The 26,898-nt window shown below is 63.7% G+C and carries 19 protein-coding genes and 3 pseudogenes; 12 read left to right on the forward strand and 10 right to left on the reverse strand.

Features of this window, described 5'->3' with window-relative positions; all coding sequences use genetic code 11:
• Positions 1-106 precede the first annotated feature (106 nt).
• Positions 107-1,006, forward strand: a complete 900-nt coding sequence (locus tag HAP54_RS46275) for a CHAD domain-containing protein (RefSeq protein ID WP_224741503.1) — start codon at positions 107-109, stop codon at positions 1,004-1,006.
• Between the two features lie 60 nt (positions 1,007-1,066).
• Positions 1,067-2,305: pseudogene (locus HAP54_RS46280) on the forward strand (SulP family inorganic anion transporter); the annotation flags it as partial.
• Positions 2,306-2,462: 157 nt separating this feature from the next.
• On the opposite strand, the gene HAP54_RS46285 reads toward HAP54_RS46280, so the two are convergent.
• The 3 genes from HAP54_RS46285 to HAP54_RS46295 form a co-directional block, all read right to left on the reverse strand.
• Positions 2,463-2,597, reverse strand: coding sequence for a hypothetical protein (locus HAP54_RS46285; protein WP_283843061.1), 135 nt, complete (start codon positions 2,595-2,597; stop codon positions 2,463-2,465).
• 145 nt (positions 2,598-2,742) lie between these two features.
• Positions 2,743-3,846, reverse strand: coding sequence for an IS5 family transposase (locus HAP54_RS46290; protein WP_166294692.1), 1,104 nt, complete (start codon positions 3,844-3,846; stop codon positions 2,743-2,745).
• A gap of 76 nt (positions 3,847-3,922) precedes the next feature.
• Entirely contained in the window at positions 3,923-4,870 is a 948-nt protein-coding gene (locus HAP54_RS46295; RefSeq protein WP_166298016.1) for a LacI family DNA-binding transcriptional regulator, read from the reverse strand.
• Positions 4,871-5,031: 161 nt separating this feature from the next.
• On the opposite strand from HAP54_RS46295, the gene HAP54_RS46300 reads away from it, so the two are divergent.
• From HAP54_RS46300 to HAP54_RS46315, 4 genes are all read left to right on the forward strand, one after another.
• Positions 5,032-5,904 carry a phytanoyl-CoA dioxygenase family protein gene (locus HAP54_RS46300; RefSeq protein WP_166298017.1) on the forward strand — a complete coding sequence of 291 codons (873 nt, stop codon included), beginning with the start codon at positions 5,032-5,034 and terminating at the stop codon, positions 5,902-5,904.
• Between the two features lie 120 nt (positions 5,905-6,024).
• Complete coding sequence (locus tag HAP54_RS46305) at positions 6,025-7,371, forward strand: MFS transporter (RefSeq protein WP_166298018.1); 1,347 nt, start codon at positions 6,025-6,027, stop codon at positions 7,369-7,371.
• Positions 7,372-7,374: 3 nt separating this feature from the next.
• Positions 7,375-8,235 (forward strand): sugar phosphate isomerase/epimerase family protein, encoded by an 861-nt coding sequence (locus HAP54_RS46310; protein WP_166298019.1) that lies wholly within the window; start codon positions 7,375-7,377, stop codon positions 8,233-8,235.
• A gap of 59 nt (positions 8,236-8,294) precedes the next feature.
• A complete protein-coding gene (locus HAP54_RS46315; protein WP_224741501.1) occupies positions 8,295-9,806 on the forward strand; it encodes a hypothetical protein in 1,512 nt (503 codons plus the stop codon).
• A gap of 89 nt (positions 9,807-9,895) precedes the next feature.
• On the opposite strand, the gene HAP54_RS46320 is transcribed toward HAP54_RS46315, so the two are convergent.
• Both HAP54_RS46320 and HAP54_RS46325 read right to left on the reverse strand, forming a co-directional pair.
• Positions 9,896-10,663 (reverse strand): division plane positioning ATPase MipZ, encoded by a 768-nt coding sequence (locus HAP54_RS46320; protein WP_166298020.1) that lies wholly within the window; start codon positions 10,661-10,663, stop codon positions 9,896-9,898.
• Between the two features lie 213 nt (positions 10,664-10,876).
• Complete coding sequence (locus tag HAP54_RS46325; protein ID WP_166307142.1) at positions 10,877-11,665, reverse strand: crotonase/enoyl-CoA hydratase family protein; 789 nt, start codon at positions 11,663-11,665, stop codon at positions 10,877-10,879.
• A 105-nt stretch (positions 11,666-11,770) separates the two neighbouring features.
• Here HAP54_RS46325 and HAP54_RS46330 point away from each other — a divergent pair, with 105 nt between their 5' ends.
• The 5 genes and pseudogenes from HAP54_RS46330 to HAP54_RS46350 all read left to right on the forward strand — a co-directional run bounded on the left by HAP54_RS46330 (position 11,771) and on the right by HAP54_RS46350 (position 15,381).
• On the forward strand, positions 11,771-12,340 hold the full coding sequence (locus tag HAP54_RS46330; RefSeq protein WP_166298021.1) for a TetR/AcrR family transcriptional regulator: 570 nt from the start codon (positions 11,771-11,773) through the stop codon (positions 12,338-12,340).
• Positions 12,341-12,377: 37 nt separating this feature from the next.
• A pseudogene (locus HAP54_RS46335) lies at positions 12,378-12,635 on the forward strand (glucose 1-dehydrogenase); the annotation flags it as partial.
• Between the two features lie 109 nt (positions 12,636-12,744).
• A complete protein-coding gene (locus tag HAP54_RS46340; protein ID WP_283843130.1) occupies positions 12,745-13,095 on the forward strand; it encodes an SDR family oxidoreductase in 351 nt (116 codons plus the stop codon).
• 108 nt (positions 13,096-13,203) lie between these two features.
• A complete protein-coding gene (locus HAP54_RS46345; RefSeq protein WP_166298022.1) occupies positions 13,204-14,127 on the forward strand; it encodes a glutathione S-transferase family protein in 924 nt (307 codons plus the stop codon).
• Between the two features lie 219 nt (positions 14,128-14,346).
• Positions 14,347-15,381 (forward strand): LLM class flavin-dependent oxidoreductase, encoded by a 1,035-nt coding sequence (locus HAP54_RS46350; RefSeq protein WP_166298023.1) that lies wholly within the window; start codon positions 14,347-14,349, stop codon positions 15,379-15,381.
• A 154-nt stretch (positions 15,382-15,535) separates the two neighbouring features.
• On the opposite strand, the gene HAP54_RS46355 is transcribed toward HAP54_RS46350, so the two are convergent.
• A complete protein-coding gene (locus HAP54_RS46355) occupies positions 15,536-17,251 on the reverse strand; it encodes an arylsulfatase (protein ID WP_414646171.1) in 1,716 nt (571 codons plus the stop codon).
• Positions 17,248-18,231 (reverse strand): formylglycine-generating enzyme family protein, encoded by a 984-nt coding sequence (locus HAP54_RS46360; protein ID WP_166298024.1) that lies wholly within the window; start codon positions 18,229-18,231, stop codon positions 17,248-17,250. The genes HAP54_RS46355 and HAP54_RS46360 overlap by 4 nt, the downstream gene beginning before the upstream one ends.
• 453 nt (positions 18,232-18,684) lie before the next feature.
• Between HAP54_RS46360 and HAP54_RS46365 the strand changes: the two are divergent.
• Positions 18,685-19,792 (forward strand): annotated as a pseudogene (locus tag HAP54_RS46365) (SphA family protein).
• Positions 19,793-19,895: 103 nt separating this feature from the next.
• Here HAP54_RS46365 and HAP54_RS46370 read toward each other — a convergent pair.
• The 3 genes from HAP54_RS46370 to HAP54_RS46380 form a co-directional block, all read right to left on the reverse strand.
• Positions 19,896-21,025, reverse strand: a protein-coding gene (locus tag HAP54_RS46370; protein WP_166204126.1) for an IS3-like element ISRj2 family transposase whose coding sequence is annotated in 2 segments (ribosomal slippage) — positions 19,896-20,773 and positions 20,773-21,025 — 1,131 coding nt in all. Because the reading frame shifts where the segments join, the coding sequence is not laid out codon by codon here.
• A gap of 323 nt (positions 21,026-21,348) precedes the next feature.
• Complete coding sequence (locus HAP54_RS46375; protein WP_166298025.1) at positions 21,349-22,920, reverse strand: porin; 1,572 nt, start codon at positions 22,918-22,920, stop codon at positions 21,349-21,351.
• A gap of 686 nt (positions 22,921-23,606) precedes the next feature.
• Positions 23,607-26,711, reverse strand: a complete 3,105-nt coding sequence (locus HAP54_RS46380; protein ID WP_166307146.1) for a helicase-related protein — start codon at positions 26,709-26,711, stop codon at positions 23,607-23,609.
• Positions 26,712-26,898: the final 187 nt, after the last annotated feature.

A 26,898-nucleotide genomic window follows, 5' to 3' on the forward strand; every position in this document is an offset into this window, starting at 1 on the left:
GCTGCGGTTCAGCAGAAAACCCTTGATCGCGATCGATCAAACGGGAAATCTTTCCGTCCGGGAGCCGCCCGTTGCCTCGCGGTTCCGGCGGGGTCACGAGAGTGTCATGACGTTAGCGGCAAGTCCGGCCAGGGAGCGCGTTGTCCGCCCGAAGCGGCCGCGGCATCTCAGCGAGGCCATGCGTTGTGAGACCGCGTTTCGCCTGATCCTGTCCGAATGCCTTGAGGAAGTCGCGACCAACCACGAGGCCTTGAGCTCCGGCGATCCCACGGCCCTCCACCAGACCCGTATTGCACTGACTCGGCTGAAGGCCGCGATCGCCTTCTACGGCCCGATGGTGGCGGACAGCGAATGGACGCGACTGAAATCCGAACTGAAATGGCTTAGCGCCTATCTCGGCGCCACGCGCGATCTCGACGTCGCGATCGAGAACAGCAAGGGCTTGCCCGAAGAGCGCATGCTGATGACGGCACGAACCGATGCGTTCGAAGCCCTCAGGGAGGCGCTGCAAAGCGACCGGTACTGGCAATGGTTCGACGGCATGTGGGACTGGGTCGGCAGCGGCCCCTGGACCACACGGCAGGATCCCCGCGCGGCGCAACGGCGCGCCGTGCCGGTCTCGGTCTTTCACGCGCGACGGCTGGCGCGATGGCATGGCAAGCTGTGTCACAAGAGCCGCGGGCTGCAAGGCATGGGCAAGAACAAGCGCCACCGCGTCCGGCTCGCCAGCAAGCGGCTGCGTTACGCCATCGAGTTCTCGGAAGGCGGATTGCCTGCCGATGTCTATGCATCGTGGCGCAACGTGCTGAAGCATCTGCGCAAGGGACAGCAGCTGCTCGGCGAACTGAACGATGACGAGGTGCGCCGCAAGCTGTTCGAAAGTGCCGATGCACTGGATCAGCGCGCCGACGAACGCAAGGCCAGGCACCAGCGCGTGCACGAGCGCAAACGCAAGAGCCAGCTGCTGCGCCGCGCCGCGGCGATCTACCGGAAGATTGCCGAATGAAAGCAACTGCCCGCTCCCGCTCTGCCAATTTCCTTCATCCCCTTCCCTGCGGTCATCCCCATGCCTGACGGCTCCTCCACGGCACATCTCTATCGTCCCAAGCTCGTCACCACGCTGACCGAAGGGTACGGCGTTGCCGCCTTCCGACATGATGTGATGGCCGGGCTGACGGTGGCGGTGGTGGCATTGCCGCTCTCGATGGCGATCGCGGTGGCTTCGGGCGTGACGCCGGAGCGCGGGCTGTTCACCGCCATCGTCGGCGGCTTCCTGGTCTCCGCGCTGGGCGGCAGCCGCTTTCAGATCGGCGGACCGGCCGGCGCCTTCATCGTCCTCGTCGCGGCAACGGCCGCGCAGTTCGGCGTCGAGGGCCTCATGCTTACCGTGCTGGTGTCCGGCCTGATGCTGACGCTGATCGGCGCCTCGGGACTTGGCTCGCTGATCCGCTACATCCCGCACCCCGTCACGGTCGGCTTCACCTGCGGAATCGCGGTCACCATTCTGGCGAGCCAGCTGCGCGATCTGGGCGGGCTGACGCTTGCCGGTGCCGAGCCAGGGCCGCTTCTGCCGAAGCTCGCAGCGCTCAGCCAAGCGCTTCCGACCTTGAGCTGGTCCGCGCTCGGCATCGGCGCCGGCTCGGCGGCCGTGATCTTCGTGCTGCGCGCGGTGAAGCCAACATGGCCGGCGATGCTGATCGCAATCGTGCTCGCGTCGATTGCGGTCGTGCTGCTGCATCTGCCGGTCGAAACCATCGGCAGCCGGTTCGGTGAAATCCCACGCGGCCTGCCGGTGCCGCATATGCCGGAGTTCTCGTGGGCGCTGCTGCTGCAAATCCTGCCGGCCTCGCTCTCCTTCACGCTGCTCGGCGGCGTCGAGAGCCTGCTCTCGGCAAAGGTCGCCGACAGCATGACCGGCCGCAAGCACCGCTCCAACATGGAGCTGGTGGCGCAGGGCATCGCCAACATCGCCTCCGCCCTGTTCGGCGGCATCAGCGTCACCGGCACGATCGCCCGCACCGCGACCAATATCCGTGCCGGAGCGCGCAGCCCTCTTTCCGGCATGATGCACGCGGCCTTTCTGCTGTGGTTCATGATCCTTGCCGCGCCGCTTGCCAGCTACATTCCACTCTCTGCGCTGGCCGCGGTCCTGGTCGTGGTGTGCTGGTACATGGCAGAGAAGGAAGAATTCCTGCGCCTGATCAGGGATCGACGCAGCGCCTTAGTGCTGCTCACGACCTTCGCGCTGACGGTGTTCAAGGATCTGACCTTCGGCATCATCGCGGGGTGCCTGGTCGCGGCAATGTTCGCCGGTATCGACCGCTGGACCGCAGACAAGAAGGGCTAGGCGGCTCCAGCATCACTAGAGCTTCGGTTCTGATTGAATCAGAACCAAAGCTCTAGATTCTTGTTTTGACGCGTTTTCTTTACGCGAACCGGTGTCCACTTCGCTCGAAAACGCTCTAGCAGGCTGTTGAAGAAATGTCGGAACGACGTGCGATGAATGGGATGTCGTCGCCGTTGACGAGGCAGATTTCACCTTCGAGCGATCCGTTATCCTGCAGTTCGGCCCAGCCATCACCGCCGGCTGGCTCCATTTCGTCGTTTCCTTCCCAACTGAACTGGACGGCATCGCTGTCGCAAGGAGCCGTGGATGGAGCCCGTGAGGCAATCGAAGGCGAATTCGCCGCCGATCTCGTGCGTGGCCCGGGGTCTCGACGACGCGCCATCGACCCCGGATGCTCATGCCGGCGCCGTCAGAAGCTTGGGCAGGCGAATGAGGTTATAAGCTGCCAGCGCAAGTGTGAAGGCGGCGTCCACACGCGCACGGCCGCGCAGCTTGATTTTGGCGAGACCGGCGGAACTCTTGATCCAGCCGAATACTTCTTCGATGCGTTTGCGGCAGCGCTGGCTGATGTCATAGCCGGCGTGACGCGTGGTGCGGGCGTCGACCGCCGTCTTGCGTGGCTTGCCAGTCTTGCTCAGATGTCCGTCGATCGCGATATGCGGAGTGACTGACCGCTCTCTCAGGTCGCACACGAACTGGGTGACATCGTAGGCTTTGTCCGCTCCGAGAGTAATCCGTTTCGCGGATCCACGCCCGTCGATCATAGCGAGCGCGGCCTCCCGTTCGGCTGTGCCAGTCGCTTGGCTCACCCCGCCTAAAATCGCCAAACCGTTGCGATTCTCCATCAACGCATGGCCCATGTAGCAGAGCTTGGCCGGCTGGCCGTCGCCCTTCCTGTAGAGCCGGGCCTCGGGATCGGTCGTACTCTCATGGGTCTCGTTGGATCGCTTCTCTTTGTGGAAGCTACGCTCGGCATTGCGTCCCGGACCGTCATGGTCCTTGTCGCTGCCGCCCTTCCTCCGGAAGCTTTTGATCGAAGCCCAGGCTTCAATCAGCGTGCCGTCCACTGAGAAGTGATCGCTTGACAGCAAACGCTTCACCTTCGGCTGCGCCAAAAGCGCGTTTAAGAACTTGGCCGCAATCTCGCCTTCAAGCAGCCGATCCCGGTTCTTCGAGAAGGTTGAATGGTCCCAAACCGCATCGTCGACCCCAAGTCCGACAAACCAGCGGAACAGAAGATCGAACTCCATTCGTTCCATCAGATGCCGCTCCGAGCGAACCCCATAGAACGCCTGCAGCAGCATCGCCCGAAGCAACTTCTCTGGCGCAATCGAGGGCCGGCCGAAGTCCGTATAGAGCTTGCCGAACTCGCCTGACAGATCGCTCAGCGCAGCATTCGCCAGCTCCCTGATCACCCGTAGCGGGTGGTCGGCGCGAACCCGAGCCTCCAGGTCAATATAACTGAATAGCGCGCCAGACCGCTCGTCGCTTCCTCGCATCGCAATCCCCCGCCACGCCCAGATCCTAGGGAATCACGATCTAAACCGCTTCGCCAGCGACTTCTTCAACAGCCTGCTAGCCGCTGTCGCGCAGCACCAGCTCGAAGCCGAGATCGATACGGCGCTCGCCGCCACGCTCCAGCGTCAGCGTCGCCGCGGTGCGGCCGATCGCATCACCATGCACGCTGATCGTGCTCAGCGTCGGCGAGATCAGCTGCCCCATTTCGAGATCACCGAGCCCGATCACGGCGACCGGCTGCGCCGATGCCGGCCCCTCGCGCAGCACCCCGGCCTTGCGCAGCCCCGACATGAAGCCGATCGCATGCGCATCGTTGGCGGCAAACACCGCATCGACACCAGGCAGACGGGCATGCGCCGCCACGCTTCCCGAATCCTTGCGGTCGAGGATCAGCCGGCGCGGCTCGGCGAGGCCGCTTGCGAGGGCCTCATCCCTGAAGCCGAGCCAGCGGCGGGTGCCGCGCGGATCGTCACCGCCGATGAAGGCAAGCTGCTTGCGTCCCTGCGCGACCAGATGTTTCGCGACGGCAACACCAGCCTTGTAATTGTCGAAGCCCGCGACCGCGTCGATCGGGTTTGCCGGCAGATCCCAGGTCTCGACGATCGGGATGCGCGCATTGCGCAGCAGGCGGCTGCCCTCCTCCGTGGCGGGTGAGCCGACCATGATGATCGCCTCGGGCCGCCGTGACAGCAGCGCCGCCAGCACGCGGTCCTCGCGCACCGCGTCGTAGCGCGACTGCGCCAGGATCACCGAGAAGCCGAGCGGCTCGAGCTTGTCGGACAGGCCCTGCACCGTGTCGGCAAAGATCGAGTTGGCGATGGTCGGCACCAGCACGCCGACCGAATTGGTCCGCGCGCTCGCCAGCGCGCCCGCCACCAGGTTCGGGACATAGCCGAGGTCGCGCATCGCCAGTTCGACCCGCGCCCTTGTCTCCGGGGCGACCAGGTCGGGCATCCGCACCACCCGGCTCACCGTGATCGAGGATACGCCGGCACGCTTGGCCACCTCCGAGAGGGTGGGTGCGGCATCCGCTGGGCCAGTCCTGGGGGCAGTCACATCGGAGCTCATGGACAGGACCCTGCACGATTCCAGGTTGCCAAGCCATGATGTTAGCGCTAGCATAACCTAATGTTAGCGCTAACATGGAACAAAATCGGAGAAACGACATGATTTCGGACGAGCAGGCCCAAGCCTACAAGCGCGACGGGGTGATCGTGGTCCCCGAGGTGCTCAACCAGGAGACCCTCGCCAAGGTGCGCACGGTGCTCGCAGAGCTGGTGGCCGGCGCAGCCTCGGTCAGCGAGCACACCGACGTCTACGACCTCGAGCCGGGCCATACGCCGGAGACCCCGCGCGTCCGCCGCATCAAGGCACCGCACAAGGTGCATCCGATCTTCGACGAGATCGTCCGCAGCCCCGCCGTGATCTCGATCCTGACCAGACTGATCGGCCCCGGACTTCGCCTGCACGGCTCAAAGCTCAACATGAAGTCGGCGCAATACGGCTCGCCGGTGGAGTGGCATCAGGACTGGGCGTTCTATCCGCACACCAATGACGACATCCTCGCGATCGGCGTGCTGCTCGACGATTGCGATATCGAGAACGGCCCGATGCTGGTGACGCCGGGATCGCACACCGGCAGCACGATGTGGGATCACCACGGCGAGGACGGCCACTTCGCGGGCCTGATCGATCCGGACCAGATCGAGGGCGACATCAAGCGCGCGATGCCCTGCATGGGCAAGGCCGGCAGCATGTCGTTCCACCATGTGCGCGCGCTGCACGGCTCGGCGACCAACACATCGGACCGGCCGCGCAACCTCCTGCTCTATGAAGTGGCCGCGAGCGACGCCTGGCCGCTGATGGGCGTGAAGGATTTTGACGAGTTCAACAGCCGCCTGCTGGCCGGTCCTCCGGTGGTCGCACCGCGGCTCACCGACGTGCCGGTGCGGATGCCGCTGCCGCCGGCCAAACGGCAGGGATCGATCTACGAGACCCAGTCGGCGGCGAAGAAATCCTACTTCACGCGCGCCGCTTAAGACCGACGACAATGCCCGCGGGCCAAGCCGCGGGCATTGCTGCTTTCACGAGCATGATCCGGAACCACGCGATCGCGCTCGATCAAAACGACCATAAAAACACACATAACGGGGAAACGAATGACCAAGATGGCAAGAGAGGGTGCCAGCACATCGCGCCTGCGTGTGATCCTGGCCGCAAGCATCGGCTCCGCGCTCGAATGGTACGACTTCTTCCTCTACGGCACTGCGGCCGCGCTGGTGTTCGGCGAGCTGTTCTTTCCGAAGAGCGATCCGGTCGTCGGTACGCTGCTGTCGTTCCTGACCTTCGGCGTCGGCTTCGTGGTGCGGCCGTTCGGCGGCCTGGTGTTCGGCATCCTCGGCGATCGCTATGGCCGCAAGCCGGTGCTGGTCGCGACGCTCCTGATGATCGGCATCGGCACCACCGCGATCGGCCTCCTGCCGACCTATGCGCAGATCGGCGTCTGGGCGCCGATCCTGCTGGTCGCGATGCGCGTCATCCAGGGTCTTGGCGCCGGCGCCGAGTATGGTGGTGCGGTGATCTACCTGGTCGAGAACGCGCCGCCGAAGCATCGCGGCTTCTGGGGCGGCTTCGCGCCACTCGGCGTCTCCGTCGGCAATCTGCTCGCCGCCGCCGCCTTCGCGCTGGTGACGATGCTGCCGCGCGAGGACCTGATGAGCTGGGGCTGGCGCCTGCCCTTCCTGGCGAGCTTCCTCTTGATCGTCGTCGGCATCTTCGTCCGCATACGGATCACCGAGACGCCGGTCTATACCGAGGCGGTGGTCGCGCGCGGCAAGGTCGAGAGCAATCCGGCGATGGAGGCGCTGCGCCGGCATCCGCGCAACTTCTTCGTCGTGCTCGGCGCCCGCATGGCCGAGAACGGGCTCGGCTATTTCTTCCCGGTGTTTGGGCTGAGCTACGTCATCACCACGCTGGGCGTGCCGAAAGCCGATGCGCTCAGCGCCTTGATGCTGGCCTTCACTGTCGAGCTGTTTGCGATCCTCGGCTTTGCGGCCTTGTCGGACCGGATCGGACGGCGGCCGGTCTACATGTTCGGCGCGCTGGCCGGCGTCGCGCTCGCCTTCCCGTTCTTCTGGATGGTCGGCACCAAGCAGTGGATCATGATCGCGCTCGCCTTCATCCTGGCGCGCGCCGTGGTGACGGCGGCGATGTTCGGGCCGCAGGCGGCGTATTTCGCCGAACTGTTCCCGCCGCAACGCCGCTTCGCCGGCTTCGCCTTCGCGCGCGAGCTCGGTTCGCTGCTGTCGGGCGGCCCGGCACCGTTCGTCGCCACCGCGCTGGTGGCTGCCTACGGCACCTGGTGGCCGGTCGCCTGCTACGCGATGTTTCTGTCGGCCTGCACGGTGGTTGCGATCTGGATCGGGCCCGAGACCTATCAGGAGAACATCGCCGCCGACGCGAGCGAACAAGCCGAGCTGCCCGCGGCGCTCCCCGCGCGAGCCTGATCGGTGGCGCAGCAACTGCGTGTCCTGCAGTCGCTCTGGGCGATGGAGCGACGGCTGGCCGATGAGGGCGAATGGCCGCTGCAAACCCAGCTCGCGATGATCCGCGATGCCGGGTTTGACGGCGCCGGCGTGCGCTTCATCGATCCCGCCTTCGCCCGCGAGGTGACGGGCTTCCTTCGCGCGCACGGCATGATCTGGCAGGCGCAATGCTATCCGAAGGGCGTCGACGACCTGAAACCGGTGCTCGAGCTGGTGGCGCAGCTCGGCGCCGATCATGTCAACCTGCAGCCGGACATTCGTCTGCGCCGGCTCGCCGATTGCATTCCCCTGCTCGAAGGCTGGCGGCGGCTTGCCGCGGAAGCCGGCGTTGCCGTGCATGTCGAGACCCACCGCGACCGCATGACGACCGACCTGTTCTTCATGCTCGATCTGCTCGACTGCTTTCCCGATCTGCGGCTGACCGCCGATCTCTCGCACTATTTGGTCGGGCGTGAATTCGCCTGGCCGGTCGACGACGTCAACCACGGCATGATCCACCGCATCCTCGACAATGCCTGGGGCATCCACGGCCGCATCGCGAGCCGCGAGCAAGTCCAGATCTCGCTCGGCTTTCCGCAGCACCAGGGCTGGGTGTCGCTGTTCACGGACTGGTGGGACTACGCCATTCGCTCCTGGCGCAAGCGTGCCGGCCCCGATGCGACCCTGACCTTCCTGTGCGAGCTCGGTCCCCCGCCCTACGCCATCACCGGACCCGACGGCAGGGAATTGTCCGACCGCTGGCAGGACGCGCTGGTCATGAAGGACATGATCCGCGCACTGTGGGAGCGCATCACGAACGAGCCGCAGGGCCCGTTGCCGCGTTGATTCAAACGGGCCGCGGCGGCATTCTGACCCAACCGCAATCCGGAACGCCGCGAGGGCCCGTGCGCGACCACTGCGCCTACCCGCTTCGATGCCTCGCATCCGTTGCCGTCTCGGCCATGGCCGCCTTCGTCTGCACAACGGCGACCGCGGCGGAGCTGAGGCTCGACGTCGCGACCATGCCGCGCGTCGCGACGATCGACCCGCGCTTCCATTCCTACAATATCGAGATGGTGGAGGTGACCGGCGGACGATTTTGGAAGCCCTATGCAGCCGCCAGGACGCGTTCGCGTCCAGACGCGGAGCGGTTCGCGGCGCGTACGCCGATCGATCTGCATGATGCCAGGCTGCGAAAGCTCGCCGCGGCGCTCGCTCCGGCTTATCTCCGCATCAGCGGAACCTGGGCCAACAGCACGTTCGTTGCGGAGTCCGAGACGCCGCCATCCGCGCCACCGGCCGGCTTCAACAGCGTGCTGACAGGGCAACAATGGCGCGACGCGATCGATTTCTCGCACGCCGTCGACGCGCCTATCGTCACGTCCTTTGCGATCAGCGCCGGCACGCGTGACGCTGCGGAGCAATGGCTTCCGGAGCAGGCCCGCCGCTTTCTCGACATCACCCGATCAGCCGGCAGCCACATCGCCGCTGCCGAGTTCATGAACGAGCCCGATCTGCCGGCCATCGGCGGCGCCCCTGAGGGTTACGACGCCGCGGCCTACGGCCGGGACTTTGCCGCGTTCCGCGCATTCATGAAGGCCACCGCGCCTGATGTGACGATCCTCGGCCCGGGCACGATCGGCACAGGTGCGGATGCCCAGGCGCTGTTCGCAGCAACGGCTGCGGGCATCGACACGGTCTCCTATCATCACTATGGCGCGCTCTCGGCCCGATGCGCCGGTGATCGCACGCCGAAGCGAGCATTGTCGGACGAATGGCTGGCACGCTCCGGCAAGACATTTGGCTTCTACCAGGCGCTGCGCGATGAGCTTGCACCGGGCAAGCCGATCTGGCTGACCGAGACCGCAGAGACTGCGTGCGGCGGCAACCGCTGGGCCGCGACGTTCATCGATACGTTCCGGTACCTCGATCAGCTCGGGCGCCTCGCCAAGGCCGGCGTTCAGGTGGTGATGCACAACACGCTTGCCGCGAGCGACTATGGGCTGCTCGACGAGCGAACCCATCTGCCGCGGCCGAACTACTGGGCGGCGCTGTTATGGCGCCGATTGATGGGAACCACTGTGCTGAATGCCGGTATCGCCGACCGTCACGGCTTCCACGTCTATGCGCACTGCGCGCGCGACATGCCGGGCGGAATTGCCCTGCTCGTCATCAACAATGATCGGCGGATAAGGCGCAAGCTGACGCTGCCGGCCGCCTCGCAACGTTACACTCTGGCGAGCGCCACGCCCGCAGACGGCAACGTCCAGCTCAACGGCGCGACGCTTTTGCTTGGGACCGCGGACCGGATTCCCGCGCTGCACGGCGACGCGACCGCTCCCGGGACAATGGTTTTCGCACCCAGAACGATCACGTTTCTGACCGTCGCCGATGCCGGCAACACCAATTGCCCGTAGCGCCCCGACGCCGTCTTACGCGGCGTCGCGACCGGCGTCGGCGGATTCGAGCGGGCGTACCACAAGATGGCCGAGCATGATCGCGGTCATCAGCCGCTCCATCTCGAGCCATGCGACATGGTCGGCCGGCCACCACGCGCGAACTGATCGATGTGGTCGATCGCCGTCAGTCCGCGCGGATAGAATTCGCGGAAGATCACCCGCTCGGCCAGTCCATCGACCAGGCGGAAATTCAGCGTCTTCGACAGCTCGCTCAGCGCCTCGCCGACCAGGCGCTTGTTGCGCGAGCCGAGCGTGGAGAGACGGTTGCGAAGCACCACCCATTCGAATGCCGCCTGCTCATGCGCGCTGCGCTCGCGCCGCGCTTCCTCCACCATCTTCGAATAGTGGCTGATGCCGGTCACCTTGAAGTCGTTCGGATCGACGGTGCCGAGCACGTCGAAATCGAGGAAGCTGTCGTTGAGCGGCGTGATCAGCGTATTCGCCAGCGAATGCGTGAACGTCGTCAGATAAGTGTCATGGCCGGGGCAGTCGATGACGACGAAGTCATGCGACCGGCTGAGCCGCTCGACGATCTCGGCAAGCGCGCTGCGGCCGAGCGTCTCGACCTCGCTGCTCCTGCCGCCGACCGTCTCGAAGCACATATGCGTCGGGATGCCGAGATCGAGCGAGGACTCCCGCGCCCAGTCGCGCCGGTTCTCGACATAGTGCGTCAGCGACTTCTGCTTGTTGTCGAGATCGATGGTGGCGACACGCTGACCCGCCTTGATCAGCGCGATGGCGACGTGCATGGCAATTGTCGACTTGCCCGAGCCGCCCTTGTTGTTCCCGACGACGATGACGCGTGCGCTTGTCATGAGATTCCTCACCCGACGCTGGAGTCAAAGCAGGACGCAATTGAATTTAAGTATGGAATCGAATCTCACTGATTCGACGAATCTCGACAAGAGTCGTCGCACGATCGTCGTGATCGAAATTGATGCGGCTGCGACATCATTGTCACAACCACAGCCTTGTCATAGCACGTACCGTGAACGCAATGAACGCGCCCGGGAATAGCATCCCTGCAGCTAGCGTCCCTGAAACACCGCGGCGCGCCGTTCGACAAACGACTTGATGCCTTCGGCCGCATCGGCGGTGTTGAGCACGCGTTCGCGGATCTGCGGGATGATCGCGATCGCCGCCTGCTCGCCGGCTTCGATGAACTTGCGGCCCGCCTCCTTCGTCACCTGGATTCCGAGCGGCGCGTTGCGCGCGATGACGCTAGCGAGATCCATCGCACGCTCGATCTGCTGACCAGCGGGCACGACCTCCTGCACGAGGCCGATCCGATGAGCCTCGGCGGCGGCGAACTCGTCGCACAGCAGCAAATGATACATCGCATCGCCCCACCCGGCGCGGCTGATGTAGCGGAAATGCGCGCCCGCCAGCGGGGCGATGCCGCGCTTGGCCTCCATCTGGCAGAAACGGCTGTCGTCCGCGGCAATAACGATATCGCCCGCGAGCATCATCTCGATGCCGACGGTGAACACGATGCCCTGCACCGCCGTGACGATCGGCTTCCGGCACCGCTTCGACAAGCCGAACGGATCGACATTGCCTTCCGGCAACGGCTTGCGCGATGCGCTCGGACCGAAGAATTTCGGCATGTCGAGGCCCGCGGTGAAACTGCCGCCGGCGGCGCAGAGCACGCCGACCCAGAGGCCGTCGTCATTGTCGAGCAGCGTCAGCGCGTCGGACAGTTCGGCCATCATCTCCGGGCTGAAGGCGTTCTTCTTCGCGGGATTGTCGATGATGATCTTCAGGATGCGGTCATGCCGCTCGTGACGGACCCGCCCTTCGCTCGCGCTGCCGGACATCTGCTCCTCCCTGCTTTGTGACTGACAAATATTGTGAATGATGGTTGTCATCCAGATGCATGATGGCCATAATCTAGAAAGAGAGTCAAACGGGGGCGATGCGAGATGGGCCATTCCCAGGCCGACAAGGCCAGGAGCCGCGAGCGCATTCTGAACGAGGCGGCGACGCAGATCCGCGACGCGGGGCTCGACGCGCTCAGCATCGGCAGCCTGATGCAGCAGGTGAAATTGACCCATGGCGGCTTCTACGGGCACTTCGCCTCGCGGTCGGACCTGATCGCCGCGGCGCTGGAACAGGCGCTGAATGCAGGCGAAGCGACGGCGCGCGCGTCGCGCGATCCCGACAAGCCGGTCAGCGTCAATTCACTGGCGCGAAGCTATCTCAGCCGCACCCATCGCGACTCCCGCGAGACGGGTTGCGCGATCGGCGCGTTGATCTCGGATGTCGGCCGCGCCGACGAGCAATGCCGCGCGGTGATGGAACCGCACATCGAAGCCTTCATCGCCAAGGTCGCTGATGCGTTCGGCGATGATGACGATGCCCGCGCAATCGTGGCGGTGAGCGCAATGGTCGGTGCGCTCGCGGTCTCGCGCGTCCTCACCGATCAAAAGCGGTCCGACGCCATCCTGCGCACGGTGCGCGACCGCATCGTCGCGATGGCCTCGGACGAATGATTTCGCCCGCACCGCGGGCAGCATGATGGAGAGAGCCATGAACGACCGAACCGCGCTCGAGCCGACCGCCGTGCAGGGAAGCGTGCTGATTGCCGGCGTCGGCGCATCGCACGGCCTCGGCGTCGCGATCGCCGGCCGCAATGCCGAGAAGCTCGCCGCGACCGCCGCCGAACTCGCAGCTGATGGCGCCAGGGTCGCCCATGTCGTGGGCGATGCTTCGATTGCCGCGGATGTGGCCCGCTTCGTCGAGGCTGCCGGGAAGCTCGCGCCGCTTGCGATGGCCGTGCACAATGCCGGCTCGAACCGGCCGGCACCGTTCCTCAAGGTCAGCGAACAGCGCTTCGAGGAGCTGGCGCGAACATGCGCTCGGCGGTTTCCAACTGGCGCAGGCCGCGATCCCAGCTTTGCTGGCGCGCGGCGGCGGCACGCTGGTGTTCACCGGCGCCAGCGGCTCGCTGCGCGGCAAGGCCAATTACTCGCCGTTCGCTTCGGCGAAGGCCGCGCTGCGCGCGATGGCGCAGAGCGTGGCGCGCGAATTCGGGCCGCAGGGCATCCATGTCGGCCATGTCGTGGTCGACGGCGGCATCGAGGGCGATCGGCTGCTGAGCATGCGTCCGCAGTTGAAGGACGATCGCGGCCCGGATGGGCTGCTCAACATCGCGGCCATCGCGGAGGCCTATTGGGTGCTGCACCACCAGCATCGCAGCGCCTGGACGCTGGAGCTCGACCTGCGGCCGTGGGCGGAGTCGTTCTGACGGCGGCACCGCCGCCCTTCATCAGGGAAATCGGTTGCGATCCGCCGAAATCTTGTCAGGTTATGCGACAAGGTCCGAAGAGATCGCACCATATCCCGGGAGAAGGCCATGTCGCAGCCCACGCCGATCCTGCATCATTTTGATCAGTCGCCCTTCTCCGAGAAGGTCCGCCTCGTCTTCGGATTCAAGAATCTCGCCTGGAACTCGGTGCGGATTTCCCGGATCATGCCGCGGCCGGACCTGATGCCGATGACCGGCGGCTATCGCCGCACGCCGACGATGCAGATCGGCGCGGACATTTATTGTGACACCCAGATCATCATCCGCGAGCTGGAGCGCCGCTATCCGACGCCGACGCTGTTTCCCGCGGGCAATGCCGGAATGCCCTGGGCGCTCGGCATGTGGGCCGACCGGCCGTTCTTCCAGAACACGGTCAACCTGGCGTTCGGCTTCATCGGGGACAAGGTCCCCCAGGATTTCATCGAGGATCGCGAGAAGCTGCGCGGCGCCAAGTTCGACGTCGCCGCCATGACCGCCGCGCTACCGCAGATGCGCGACCAGTTTCGCGCCAATGTCGACTGGATCGAGGCGCAACTCGGCGACGGCCGGCCGTGGCTGTTCGGCGAGTTCAGCCTCGTCGATATCAGCGCCTACATGAACGTGTGGTACGCACGGCAGAGTGTCGCCACGATGGACGAGATCATGAAGCCCTTGCAGCGCGCTGCGGCCTGGGAGGCGCGCATCCGCGCCATCGGCCACGGCACGCGCACAGAGATGTCGTCGGGCGATGCGCTCGAGATCGCGGCGAAGGCGCGGCCGGAGTCGCCCGTTTTCGGCGACCCTGCGGATCCGAACGGTCGCAGGCCCGGCGACGTCGTCGACGTGACGCCGGATGACTACGGCAAAATCCCGGTGCGCGGCGAGATCGTTTCGCTGTCGGCGCAGCACATCGCAATCCGCCGGTCCGACGAACGCGTCGGCGAAGTCGTGCTGCATTTTCCGCGGGCCGGCTTCCTGGTTGTCCCGGGCTGATCGCCGCTGGCGAAGCCGCCGAGTGCACGGCCGCGCGCGCGGAAACGCTGCGTTTCGCGGCGTGACCCTTGTCGGGCCGTGGACAGGCATTAGGTCTGGAGTATCTCCAACCGAAGGCTCCACAGCGCGGGTTTGCGGACACATCCGCAGCGTTCTCAACCTGCGTGCGATGGGTGGCCCGCGGCGGATGCTCCGCCGCGCCGACAACCGGACTGACTGATGACCACCTCCCCTGAATTCGGGCTCGATACATTCGGCGACGTCACCAAGGACGCCGCCGGGGCACCGCTGCCGCATGCCCAGGTGATCCGCAACGTCGTCGACGAGGCGGTGCTGGCCGATGAGCTCGGGATCGATTTCATCGGGCTCGGCGAGCACCACCGGGCCGACTTTGCGATCTCCACCCCCGAGACCGTGCTGGCGGCGATCGCCGCGCGCACGCAGAACATCCGCCTCGGCTCCGCGGTGACCGTGCTGAGCTCGGACGATCCGATCCGCGTGTTCCAGCGCTTCGCCACCGTCGATGCGCTCTCGAACGGCCGCGCCGAGGTGATCCTCGGCCGCGGCTCCTTCACCGAATCGTTCCCGCTGTTCGGCTTCGACCTCAAGCAATACAACGAGCTGTTCGAGGAGAAGCTCGACCTGTTCACCGAGCTCTTGAAGCAGGAGCCGGTGACCTGGCAGGGCAAGCTGCGGCCGCCGCTCGGCAACCAGTCGGTCTATCCGCCGGTCGAGCACGGCCGGCTGAAGACCTGGATCGGCGTCGGCGGCAGCCCCGAATCGGTGGTGCGCGCGGCGCACTACGACCTGCCGCTGATGCTTGCCATCATCGGCGGCGATCCCGGGCGCTTTGCGCCCTATGTCGACCTGCATCAGCGCGCCTACCAGCAGTTCGGCCGCGCGCCGCAGCCGATCGGCGTCCATTCGCCGGGCTACATCGCCGAGACGGACGCGCAGGCCAGGGAAGAGCTGTGGCCGGACTACAAGGTGATGCGCGACCGGATCGGCAAGGAGCGCGGCTGGCCGCCAATGGGCCGCGACGAGTTCGTGGCTGAAGCCGAGCATGGCTCGCTCTATGTCGGCTCCCCCGAAACCGTGGCCCGCAAGATCGCGGCGACCGTGAAGGCGCTCGGCGCTGCGCGCTTCCAGCTGAAATACTCGGCCGGCCCGCTGCCGCACGAGAAGCTGATGAAGAGCATCGAGCTCTACGGCAGCAAGGTGGTGCCGATGGTGCGCGACCTGCTCGCGGCGTGACGCACGATCGCTAGCCCGAAAAGCAAAACCCCCGGCGTTTTGGCGCCGGGGGCTCTGTTAGATCGCAGTCAGATCAACCGGTATTACCAGTTGCGCTGAGCGCGGAGCGGGGCGGCCTGGAGGCCGGCCCCACCATGCTGATCATGAATACATGTTATTTTGCGATCGCCGTCCTGGCAGCCTCGATTTTCGCCTTCACGGCATCGAGGTTGAAGCTCGCGCCCTTCTGCATCGGCGGAAACTCGACCGCGGTCATGGCCAGTTGCTCGACCTGCTGCTGGACGAAGACGAAGCGCCAGAATTCATATTTGAACCAGTCGAAGTATTGTTGCGCGCCGTATTTGGTCCCGCTATCGGGCCAGCCCGTTCGCTCGAACGGATCCAGGCGAAGGTTGGTCAGGTAGGGCACGTCAACCTTGCTCTTTTCGCCCAGCCACCCCCCGGGCTGGTCGATGAAGCGATACTTGTAGTCGTCGATGCGCACGGCCCCCAGCTCGCTCTCGCCGAAGTACCAGATTTCGTGTCGGTTCGACGGCCCCTTGCCGGTGATCATGTCCATCTGATTATAACCGTCGAGATGGCACTTATAGGTGCGGTCCCCGATTTGCTTGCCCTTCTTCAGTTCCTCGACAATGTTCGGGTTGCCGGCAGCGGCCAGCAAGGTCGGGAACCAGTCCAGCCCCGAGATGATGCCGTTCTCGACCTTGCCGGCCGGCACCTTGCCCGGCCAGCGGATCATCGCTGGCGCGCGGAAGCCGCCTTCCATGACAGTACCTTTGCTCTGTGCGAAAGGCGTCTGTCCGCCATCCGGCCAAGTGAAAACCTCGGTGCCGTTATCGGTTGTGAAGATGACAATGGTGTTGTCATCCACGCCCATGTCCTTGAGCTTCTGCATCACTATGCCGACATCGTCGTCGAGCTGCGCCATGCCGGCTTCATGAATCGACCAGCCGTTCTTGGAGTTGCGCATCGCCTGGTACTTCGGCGACAAATGCGTGACGATGTGCATACGGGTTGGATTGAGCCACAAGAAGAACGGCTTGTTCTCGGCCTTGGCCTTTTCAATGAAACTCAAGGCCAGGTCTCGGATTTCATCGTCCACGGTTTCCATCCGCTTGGGATAGAGCGTTCCGGCTTCCTCAATCCTCTGCTTGCCGACCTTGCCCCAGCGCGGATCCACGGTGGCATCATCCACATTGGTCGCCCACGAATGGATCATGTTGCGCGGACCGACTTTGTTCAACAGCTCCTGCGGATAAGCGGGGTGGGCCGGATCTTCCATCGCGTCGAGGTGATACAGGTAGCCGAAGAACTCGTCGAAGCCGTGCACTGTCGGCAGAAACTCGTTCTTGTCGCCGAGGTGGTTCTTGCCGAATTGGCCGGTGGCATAGCCCATGCCTTTTAGCGCGGTGGCGACGGTCACGGCCTCCGCCGGCAAGCCTGTGGGGGCGCCGGCCTGACCGACCGTTGTCATGCCGGTGCGGATCGGTAGCTCGCCGGTGATGAAGTTGGCGCGGCCTGCGGTGCAGCTCGCCTCGGCGTAATAATCGGTAAACAGCATGCCTTCTGCGGCGATCTTGTCGAGGTTCGGCGTCCGGCCGGCCATCATGCCACGATGGTAAGCACCGATATTCCAGATGCCGATATCGTCTCCCATGATGACGACGATATTGGGCCGCTGTCCGGCCGGCGCGGGCACCGGGGCCGGCGTTGGTTGCTGCGCTTGCGCGAAGCTTGTCGCACCAACGGCAGAGAGTGCTGAAGCGGCGACGAGCGAACTACCGCTCAACAAGAGATCGCGGCGTTTCAATCCTGCACTGGTGGGTCCCGTACTCATCTCAGGCTTTTCCGGAATCGTATCGTTACTCATGACCTGATCCTCTTCCTGGTGATGCACCTGAAGCCGACATGGCTTGTTGAGGTGTCGATCGGCTCGGCATGACGCGCGGCCGGACGATAGCGGCGGCAGTAGCTGGGGGCGCAAAGATGCGAGCCGCCTTTAAGCACCTTGCGTGGAATCCTGAGGTTTGGCTGACGAGAGTCGTAGCTCGCGCCCTCGGACCCGCCGCGGGGATTTTGCGGGATGCAGCAGGCTTTCGGGGCGTCTGCGTCGTGCTTCTGTGAATACCAATCGGCCGTCCATTCCCAGACATTGCCGATCATGTCATGAAGGCCGTAGCCATTGACCGGGAATGCGGTGACGGGCGAGGTGCGTTCGAAGCCATCAGCCACCAGATTCTGGTGCGGGAAATTGCCCTGCCAGGTATTCGCCATGTGCCTGCCGCCGGGAAGTTGCTCGTCACCCCAAGCGAATTCCGCGCCGTCGAGTCCGCCACGCGCGGCAAACTCCCATTCGGCTTCGGTCGGCAAGTCCTTTCCAGCCCACGCCGCGTAGGCCTCAGCATCACGATAGGCAATGTGGACCACGGGATGATCGTCGAGGCCGCTGATCGAACTGCGGGAGCCGTATGGCCGGCGCCAGTTGGCTCCAAATTTGAAACTCCAGCATTGCGACCAGCCGCGCAAATCGACCGGACACTTCGGTGGCGTGAAAACCAGCGAGCCTGCCTTGAGCATGTGCGGCAGTGCGCCTGGATAGTCCTTTGCGTCAGGCCGCGTCTCCGCGAATGTCACGTAGCCTGTTGCGTTGACGAACTTGCGAAAATCGCGATTGGTGACCGGCGTCCGGTCCATCCAGAAGCCGCTCACCGAGACGCGATGGACCGGCGCCTCTTCGGCATAGTGCCTGTCGGAGCCCATGCGGAATATGCCGCCCGGAATCCAGATCATGCCCCTTTGGCTGGGCCCATCCGACAAAGGTACGCCTGCCGCAACGCCAACGTCGTGCATGGGCTACCCGCAGTGAGTGAGTTTCAAAGTTACGAACGCCGCCCCGAGCAAGAATCTCTCGGCAGCTTTCTAGCTCGCCGATTGCTTCGGGGGACGGTTTCACGCCTTGGTCAGTCAAAAGACGATCGAGTATCTGAAGTGCGAGGCCGACTACACAGCGTCTACGAACTAGACAAGATAAGATGCTTCCAGCAACGCATCCTCATATTGATCTAGATCAATCGAACCAGGTCGCCTCTTCCTTATCGAGAGCCCCTGACGACTATGCAAAAACTGCCAAGGCTGTAGCGTCATGGACACAGCCTTTCAATAAAAGGCCGGCTGAACGCAAGTACGCCGATTTCGCAATGGACCAACGGCGGCATCAGCTTATTCTTTCCGAGTTTCTACTTATTTCCGAGTTTCTACCCCGCCGGAGCAATGGCGGGATCGCGAGAGTCGGGGGGATCGGCGATGCGGTACCTTGGACCTGGTTTGGGACGCAGATTTTTTTCGCAGTGGCATTTGAGTGTTGGGGCGCTTGCCGCTCTGCTGGTGCTTTCCACCCAAGCGGCTCGCGCCGATGAAAATGGCATCAGCTTTTGGGTACCCGGATTTTTTGGCAGCCTCGCGGCTGTTCCGCAGCAGGCGCCGGGCTGGTCGATGACCTCGATTTATTATCACACCTCTGTTTCCGCCGGCGGCGACGTGGCGCGGTCGCGCGAAATCACGATTGGTCGCTTTCCCGCCAATCTGACGGCCAACGTGAACGCGACCGTCAATGCGAATTGTGAATGTTGGTTTTCTGGCCGGTACTTATACTTTTGCGACACCGGTGCTTGGCGGTCAGGCCTCTGCCACCCTGTTGGCGGCCTACGGATCCAACTCCACCTCGCTCGCTGGATCGCTTGTGGGGACATTGACGGGACCGGGCGGCGCCACGTCCCCCTTCTCCCGGTTTGACAGCATCGACAGCTCGCTCATTGCATTCGGCGACCTGATCCCGCAGTTCGCGCTGCGCTGGAATGCCGGCGTCAACAATTACATGACGTACGTTACCGCCGACCTCCCGGCTGGCGCCTACCAGTCGACCCGCCTGGCGAATATGGGGATTGGGCACTGGGCAATCGACGCGGGCGGCGGCTACACCTATTTCGATCCAAAGACCGGGCATGAATTTTCGACGGTGCTGGGATTCACCTACAACTTCGTCAATCCCTCCACTGACTATCAAAGCGGCGTCGACATGCACCTCGACTGGGGCGCGTCGCAATTCCTGACCAAGCAGTGGCAGGTCGGCCTCGTCGGTTACGTCTATCAGGGGCTCGGATGCGACAGCGGCTCCGGCGATCGCGTCGGCTGCTTTCGGTCGCGCGTGGTCGGCGTCGGCCCGCAGGTCGGCTACATTTTCCCGGTCGGCGACATGCAGGGATATCTGAACCTGAAGGGCTACGGCGAATTCGCCAATGAAAATCGGCCGGCAGGCTGGAACGTCTGGCTGACGTTCAATCTTCAGCCCGCGGCGCCAACGCCGCCGACAGAGCTGGCGCCGGTTGTTTGGACAGCGCCCCGCGGGATTTAAGTGGATTCCTGCCGGGTTATGCTGAACGCGGGGCCTTACGATTTTGTCGTTGCGTCGGGAGGGCGTAGCCCGACCAGAGCGACGACAAAATCGTCGGCGACGGTCATGCGGCCATCACCATAGCTTGCGTGCCGAAGTAAGCCTCGTCGGGCGTGCGCCCGTCAAGGCTCGAGTGAGGGCGTCCCTGATTGTAGAAGGCCAGATACTTGGCAATTGACGCTCGCGCCTCGGACACGCTGTCGTAGGCGCGGAGATAAACTTCTTCGTATTTGACCGTGCGCCAGAGCCGCTCGACAAACACGTTGTCGCGCCAGGCGCCCTTGCCGTCCATGCTGATGGCGATCTTCGCGTCCAGCAGCACATCGGTGAACTCGAGGCTGGTGAACTGGCTGCCCTGGTCCGTGTTGAAAATCTCGGGCCTGCCGTGCTTCGCCAACGCCTCCTGGACCGCTTCGACGCAGAAGGCCGCCTCCATTGTGATCGAGACGCGATGGGCCAGGACCCGTCGGCTGAACACATCGACGACCGCCGCGAGATAGACGAAGCCACGCCGCATCGGAATGTAGGTGATGTCCATTGCCCACGCCTGGTCGGGCCGCTCGATCTTCAATCCGCGCAACAGGTACGGGTAGATCTTGTGACCCGGTGCCGGCTTACTCGTGTTCGGGCGACGATAGACCGCCTCGATCCCCATGCGCTTCATCAGCGTCGCGATGTGGCGGCGACCGGCGTATACGCCCTCCCGCCGCAGCAACGATCGCTGCATACGCGCTCCCGCGAAGGGATAATCGAGATGCAGCTCATCGAGCCGACGCATCAAGGCAAGGTCCTCGGCCGAAACTGGCCGAGGTTCATAGTAGACCGTGCTGCGAGCCAGCTTCAGGACCTTCGCCTGGCGCACGATAGAAAGATCATGACCGCGGTCGATCATCGCTTTGCGCTCAGCAGGCCCGCCTTGGTGAGCGCGCCGGACAAAAAATCGTTTTCCAACGCCAGCTCGCCGATCTTGGCATGTAACGCCTTCAAATCGACCGGCGTCTCGGCCGACGCCTTGTCATGCCCAAACACGCCGGCGGCGCCTTCCAGGAGCTGGTTTTTCCAGATCGTGATCTGGTTCGGATGAACATCAAACAGTTGCGCCAGCTCCGCCAGCGTCTTGTCGCCTTTGACCGCAGCCAAAGCAACCTTCGCCTTGAATGCCGGAGAATGCATCCGGCGGCTCTTCTTCGTCATCTTCGCTCCTGATTCGCGGCAAGAATCCTCGCCGCTGTCAGGCAGAAAATCCACTCAAGCTACTGTCCGAATTTGCGGAGCCAGCTCTAGCCGCCCACTCTCTTCCATGCCGCGCCCGGCAAGCTGAGGTCCGTTAGACCGGTTGGTCAACGAACGATTCCTCCGACACAAGTCATCTGGCCACTTGTCCCGCGCCTATCAGGCACTGGACCGCCCCGCCGATCCGTGCCCATCCCTGATGCAAAACTGATTTAAACTCGCAAAGCAAAACCCCCGGCGTTTCCACCGGGGGCTCTGTTAGCTTGCAATCAGATCAACCGGTATTACCAGTTGCGCTGAGCGCGGAACATCAGCTGGTGGGTGTTCTGGTCCTTCAGCTCGTACACAGCAGCCGGCTTGCCGATCGCTGCCGAGCCGGGGAAGTTGATCGTGCCGGCGAAGCTCTGATCCAGGTGGGTGTAGACGTAGTCTGCCGAGAAGGTCAGGTTCTTCACCGGGGTCCACTGGGTCTGCGTGCCGATCTGCGCGATGCTGTAGTCGGGGTTGCAGGAAGTCAGGTTCGCAGCACCACCAAGCAGCGGGGCGAAGGTACCACCGAAGCCGGTTCCGCCGGCACCGCAGATGTAGCTCTTGGACGTGCCGTTGTAGTTAACCTGGGCCCAAGCGCCGTAGATGCTGGTGTTCCAGTTCGGGTTCCAGTTGTGCACATAGGCACCCCGGAAGCCGTAGGTCGTGATCAGCTGCTGCGAGCCACCGGTCACGAACACACTGTCCGGAGCAAAGCCGAAGCCGATGCTCTGATAGGCGCCCGGGATACCGGTGCCACCGTAGATGGTGTTCGCACCAGCCGAACCGGCGAGGTCCTGGATGTTGTAGCGGGTCGCACCGTTGGTGTAGACACCCTGCAAGTTGATGGTGTCGCCAGGTCCGGTCGGGATGTTCTTGATCGACAAGGCCAACTGACCAGCCCAGCCCCACTTGTCGTCCGGATGACCGGTCAACTCGCTGCCGCCATAGTAGGCCACGTGGTTGTCGTGCGCCGCGAACGACGCCTGGAACAGACCCCAAGCCTGGTCGACGCGCAGCATCGCGACGAGGTCCGGAGCAATCGTGCCAGCGTAGTCGCTGACGCCGACGATACCAAGCGCGCCGGGAGGTGCAATCGTGACCGGAGCGCCGAGGTTGAACACACCAGCCTGATAGTAAGCCGACTGATCCTGAGCCGACAGAGACAGCGACACGCCGTTGCCGAACTGCGCGGTGTAGGTGAACTGGTTCACACCAGTGATCGTACCGCCGCCGCCGACGAGACCGTCGTAGTTGTTGCCCGGATAGTTGGCCCACGGAGCCGAGAACTGCGAGACCGCCTTACCCATGGTGAAGCCGGCGAACTGGATGAAGGCGTAGTAGACGCCGACCGTACCAGCAGCGACAGCACCAGAGTTGGCGTTGTTCGGAGCCGAAACCGTGCCGATCGGCGAGTAAACGGTCGAGCCGTTGCCCTGACCGGCGTAGGTGTCCGAGGTCCACGAGAAGGTCGCATCGAAGAAGGTGCGGACCACGCCGTACTCGGTCGCGGTGCGCGTATCGATGTTCAGGTCTTCACGCGAACGCCAAGTGTAGCCGTTGGTGAAGCGGTTGGCAGCACCACCGGCCCCCGAGGTGTTGCCGGTGTAGTCCGAGTTCGAGTTGATGATGACGTCTGCGCGCAGATAGCCGCCCAGCTTGATGCAAGTATCGGTGCCCGGGATGTAGTAGAAACCCGGACCATACAGGGAGCAAATCTTCACGTACTCGACCGCTTTGGCCTTAACGGGAAGGTCAGCTGCCTGTGTCCCTCCAACAGCGAGCAGAGCCGCCGCCGAGCCGAGGACAAGGCTCTTAACCATCTTCATGTTAACCTCCAAGTTGAGACCTCGTACAAAACGGCGTACAAAGTCGATTGAGCTGCCCGCGAAAAAACGTTGAAGATCAACGCATCCTCATTGCGATGGTGGACTTAAGCGAACCACCTAAAACGGGACGACCTCGGGATGCCCCCCTCCGTCGCAGTTCCATATGAGACAGAAGGCCCCCGATCACGCAACAAAAGACCGCTCGGTTTGGGGCGAGTTGCGGCTGTTTTCGGGCAAATGTTGCACAAATATCACGGGCATTTGAACTGCGATGCCTCCGCAAGCCTCTGAAATATAAGACGAATATTTATAATGCCGTAACTTTGGGCAACACGGGGCGGAACGGTGTGCAAAACGCGTAATCCTACGAAGATGGTGGGAAGCGGGCCCCGTTTCAGCGAGGACTGATTCCCGGGTCGGACCGCCCCCTCACGCCTAAAACCAACGGTATCTGAACAACATAGCCGGGGTCTGGATACCGCCGATTCTCGCTCGGACAGGCGGTATCCGGGTCGGCGGGATAGGCCGACAATAGCCGGCGGATCGCCGCAGATGCGCACTAGCGGCTTTCCATGTCAGCGAGATGTCAGCGCAAGCGACGATTGGTTTGTTCTCCGCAACCGGCGCGCGGCGAAAAATCTCCACTGCGCGATGCACTGGCAAGACGCACTGAGGTAACATCGCACTCACTCGTCCAGAATATCCAGCAGATGCTCGATCCGCTCGAAAGGCGGCTCGTGTGTCTTGTCTGAGTAGAATACGCGATCGCCGTCGCGCTGGAGCGATCGCGCTCTGGATTTCGGCAGCCTGCCGGGTAAGAACGTCGCCGCGACAGCCTCCGGCCCGACGTCGAGCCTCACGATACCTCGCCGCTTGCAATCGATCCTGAGGCGCGCCGCCGCGAAGAAATCCCGGCCGGCCGATGGCAGTCCGCCGAAGCGGCGCGAGGTCTCTTCCTCCAAATCTTCCAGATCGTCCTCGCTCCGGCACCTGGCGGCGCGGCCATAGATTTCAAGGCGCATCGTTTCCGATTGCACGTAGCTCTTGGGCAGCAGATCCGCGAGCGGAAGGTTGAGGTCGGGCACCCACAGATCGGCGGCCCGGTCGTTCGTCTTCTCCGAGGCCTGTTTCAGCAGGTGGCTATAAAGCACGGGGCCGAAAACCTGCACGTGGCCGGATTGCCGCTCGGAGAGCAGATCGCCTGCACCTCTGAGGTCCAGATCGCGCTCGCTGATGGCGAAGCCGGCACCCGGTTTGCTGAACTCCTCGAGAACAGCCAAACGCTTGCCGGATTGCTCCGAACTGGATTCAGTCAGCATGGAGGCGAAGGCGCGCGTCCCGCCACGCCCGACCCGTCCTCGGAGCTGATGGAGCTGTGCCAGACCGAACTTTTCCGGCCAGCAGACCACGATGGTATTCGCCCGCGGAATGTCGAGACCGCTTTCGACGATATTGGTCGCCAGCAGAACGTCCGCCTCGCCTTCGACGAAACTCATCATTCGGTCGTCAATCTCGTCGGCGGGCAGCTTGCCGTGCAGGCAAACGATGCGGAGCTCCGGGGCGACCGCCTGCACGCGCGCCAATAGCGGGTCCAGATCCTGGATACGCGGACAGATCAAAAAGCTTTGCCCGTGACGGCGCTGCTCGCGCAGCAATGCAGCGGCAATGGCAGCGTCCGAAAGTGGCGCGATCTTGGTCACGATCGGCAGCCGATGCACAGGCGGGGATGCGATCACGCTGAGATCCCTGAAGCCCGCGAGACCCGCCGCAAGCGTGCGCGGGATCGGCGTGGCACTCATCCAGAGCGTATGGACGCCCTTCGCCAGGCCCGAGAGCTTTACCTTCTCCGCCGCCCCGAAGTGCTGCTCTTCGTCGACAATGACCAGACTGAGCTTGGCGAATTTCACGTCCCTGGATGCGATCGCCTGTGTGCCGACCACGACCTTCATTTTACCGCTTCGCAGGCCCTCCTTGGTCTCCCTCGTTTCCGGAGCCGACGTCGCGCGCGACAAGCTTCCCACTTCGATGCCGAGCGGGGCGAACCGTTTGCGGAAGGTTGCGACGTGCTGCCTTGCCAGAACGGTCGTCGGCACAACGACAGCAACTTGTCTGCCCGACAGCGCAACGGCCGCCGCCGCGCGCAGCGCAACCTCCGTCTTTCCGAACCCGACGTCGCCGCAGACCACCCGATCCATAGGGTGACCAGATGCGAGATCATCCAGCACGTCGCGAATTGCCTTCGCCTGGTCGACCGTCGTGAAATATGGAAAGCGCGCGACAAACCGCTCGTATGCGGGACCGGGAGCGACCAGCCTGGGAGCACGCCGGCGACGCCGTTGGGCGATATGTTTGGCAAGCTCCCTGCCGGCAATCTGAATGTCTTTCTCCGCCTCGGTACGCCGCGCCCACCAGGTACTTCCATCGGCCCGGTCCAATGTCAGCTTGCCGCGCTCCGCCGCATAAGGCCAGATCAGGGCGAGATCGGCCGGCGGAACGAGGACGGCGTCATCTCCCGCAAATGCCAGCCTGACCATCTCGCGCGATGACCCCTTCCCCATGTCGAGGGTCTGCAAGCCATCGAGCATGGCGAGCCCCCGGTGCAGATGAACGACGACCGCGCCTCGCTCCGGCACATCAGGATGATCGAAAGCCGCACTCCAGGCCCTTGCCATGGGTTGCGGATGATGGGCCCTGCTGCCGAGCACGTCGGTCGCCGTCACGACGATGAGCGGCTTGCGGCCAGAGCCGATGAAGCCGGTATCGAAGTCAGCCAGCAATGCGGCTTCGCCACCGCGTCCCTTCGCGGCCTCGTTCCAGTCGGCGAAGCGCTCCGTCTTGATCCCGCTCATTCGCTCCATCGCGCGCAAATCGTCCTCCACCGCCGCGACAAAAAGCAGCCGCGATCCGGCGCGCTGCGTGTCGGCGACGAATGCGCGGAGAGTTTTGCGCAACGACGCGACCGTCGAGAAATCGGGCGTGGGGGTGAACGCCGCCTTTCGAGGCAGCGCACTCATGCGCTTGGTCAGCCGCTTCCAGTCACCGGGCCCAAAGTACTCGCGCTCCGCCTCTCTGCGGCCGGCGGCCTCCTTGATCGTACTCAGCCAGCTGTCGGCGTGGCCCAAAACTCCTGCGTCCGCGATCCAGCGAGCGCGAGGGCAATAATCCGGCAGCGCCGCGCGCTGCGCCCGCTTGCCTCTCAACGCGATCCGTTCGGACATCGGATCGATAAGCAGTTCTTGCGTGTCGAAGACGACGTCATGTTCGACCGGATCGACGCCAGCGATTCTGCGGATCACTCCACCGGAATGCTCAATTCTGAACGGCCCAAGGGCGCCGGCGGGAAACACTTCGAACGTCATTCCGTGGAACAGCACGCTTCCGGGATAATCCGCCTCTTCGTCGAGATCGTACCCCAACGCTTCCAGACGATCCTTGAGATCCGGCTCGGAATAGCTCGCCCCCACCTTCAGGCTGATGCTGAGGCGGCCCCAGCTGGCGGGTAACGGCAGCCGTTCCATGATCGCCTCCGCCGTCGACACCAGGAAGACCGGCTTCTTGCTCCTGGCGAGACGCCTCAACACCGAACTCCGTCTGCCGGCGATCTCCGGAGACGGTTCCAGCCCGTCAAATGGCAAGGTATTCAGCCTCGGGAATACGAGCACCTCGAGCGAAGGGTCGATCGAATGGAGCACGCTGCCCAACCGCTCGGCCCTGTTCTCGCTTTCCGAAAGGAAAACGATGCCGTCACGGCGGGACTTCTTCCATTGCTCGAGGAGATGGAGGGCCAACATGCCGAGAGGCGAGGAAGACGAGATCCCGGAACGCGCCAATCCCTTGCTTTTCTTCTTCTTCGCGCCAGCAGCGGCACGGGCTTTCTTGGGTTTCGCCACGTCGGATCCATCGCTATTTCGTCAGTACGTCGGGGGCCGACTCGGCGCTTGTCGCCTACCGGCATGGAAACGAAACCGGCACAGATTT

It is taken from the genome of Bradyrhizobium sp. 2S1 (assembly GCF_011516625.5).
In the GTDB taxonomy this organism is placed as follows: domain Bacteria; phylum Pseudomonadota; class Alphaproteobacteria; order Rhizobiales; family Xanthobacteraceae; genus Bradyrhizobium; species Bradyrhizobium septentrionale.

Coding starts and splice junctions, on each gene's coding strand:
- HAP54_RS46275 (WP_224741503.1), top strand. CDS start 107: ATGACGTTAGCGGCAAGTCCGGCCAGGGAGCGCGTTGTCCGCCCGAAG.
- HAP54_RS46285 (WP_283843061.1), bottom strand. CDS start 2,597: ATGGAGCCAGCCGGCGGTGATGGCTGGGCCGAACTGCAGGATAACGGA.
- HAP54_RS46290 (WP_166294692.1), bottom strand. CDS start 3,846: ATGCGAGGAAGCGACGAGCGGTCTGGCGCGCTATTCAGTTATATTGAC.
- HAP54_RS46300 (WP_166298017.1), top strand. CDS start 5,032: ATGATTTCGGACGAGCAGGCCCAAGCCTACAAGCGCGACGGGGTGATC.
- HAP54_RS46305 (WP_166298018.1), top strand. CDS start 6,025: ATGACCAAGATGGCAAGAGAGGGTGCCAGCACATCGCGCCTGCGTGTG.
- HAP54_RS46320 (WP_166298020.1), bottom strand. CDS start 10,663: ATGACAAGCGCACGCGTCATCGTCGTCGGGAACAACAAGGGCGGCTCG.
- HAP54_RS46325 (WP_166307142.1), bottom strand. CDS start 11,665: ATGTCCGGCAGCGCGAGCGAAGGGCGGGTCCGTCACGAGCGGCATGAC.
- HAP54_RS46330 (WP_166298021.1), top strand. CDS start 11,771: ATGGGCCATTCCCAGGCCGACAAGGCCAGGAGCCGCGAGCGCATTCTG.
- HAP54_RS46345 (WP_166298022.1), top strand. CDS start 13,204: ATGTCGCAGCCCACGCCGATCCTGCATCATTTTGATCAGTCGCCCTTC.
- HAP54_RS46350 (WP_166298023.1), top strand. CDS start 14,347: ATGACCACCTCCCCTGAATTCGGGCTCGATACATTCGGCGACGTCACC.
- HAP54_RS46355 (WP_414646171.1), bottom strand. CDS start 17,251: ATGAGTAACGATACGATTCCGGAAAAGCCTGAGATGAGTACGGGACCC.
- HAP54_RS46360 (WP_166298024.1), bottom strand. CDS start 18,231: ATGCACGACGTTGGCGTTGCGGCAGGCGTACCTTTGTCGGATGGGCCC.
- HAP54_RS46375 (WP_166298025.1), bottom strand. CDS start 22,920: ATGAAGATGGTTAAGAGCCTTGTCCTCGGCTCGGCGGCGGCTCTGCTC.
- HAP54_RS46380 (WP_166307146.1), bottom strand. CDS start 26,711: ATGTTGGCCCTCCATCTCCTCGAGCAATGGAAGAAGTCCCGCCGTGAC.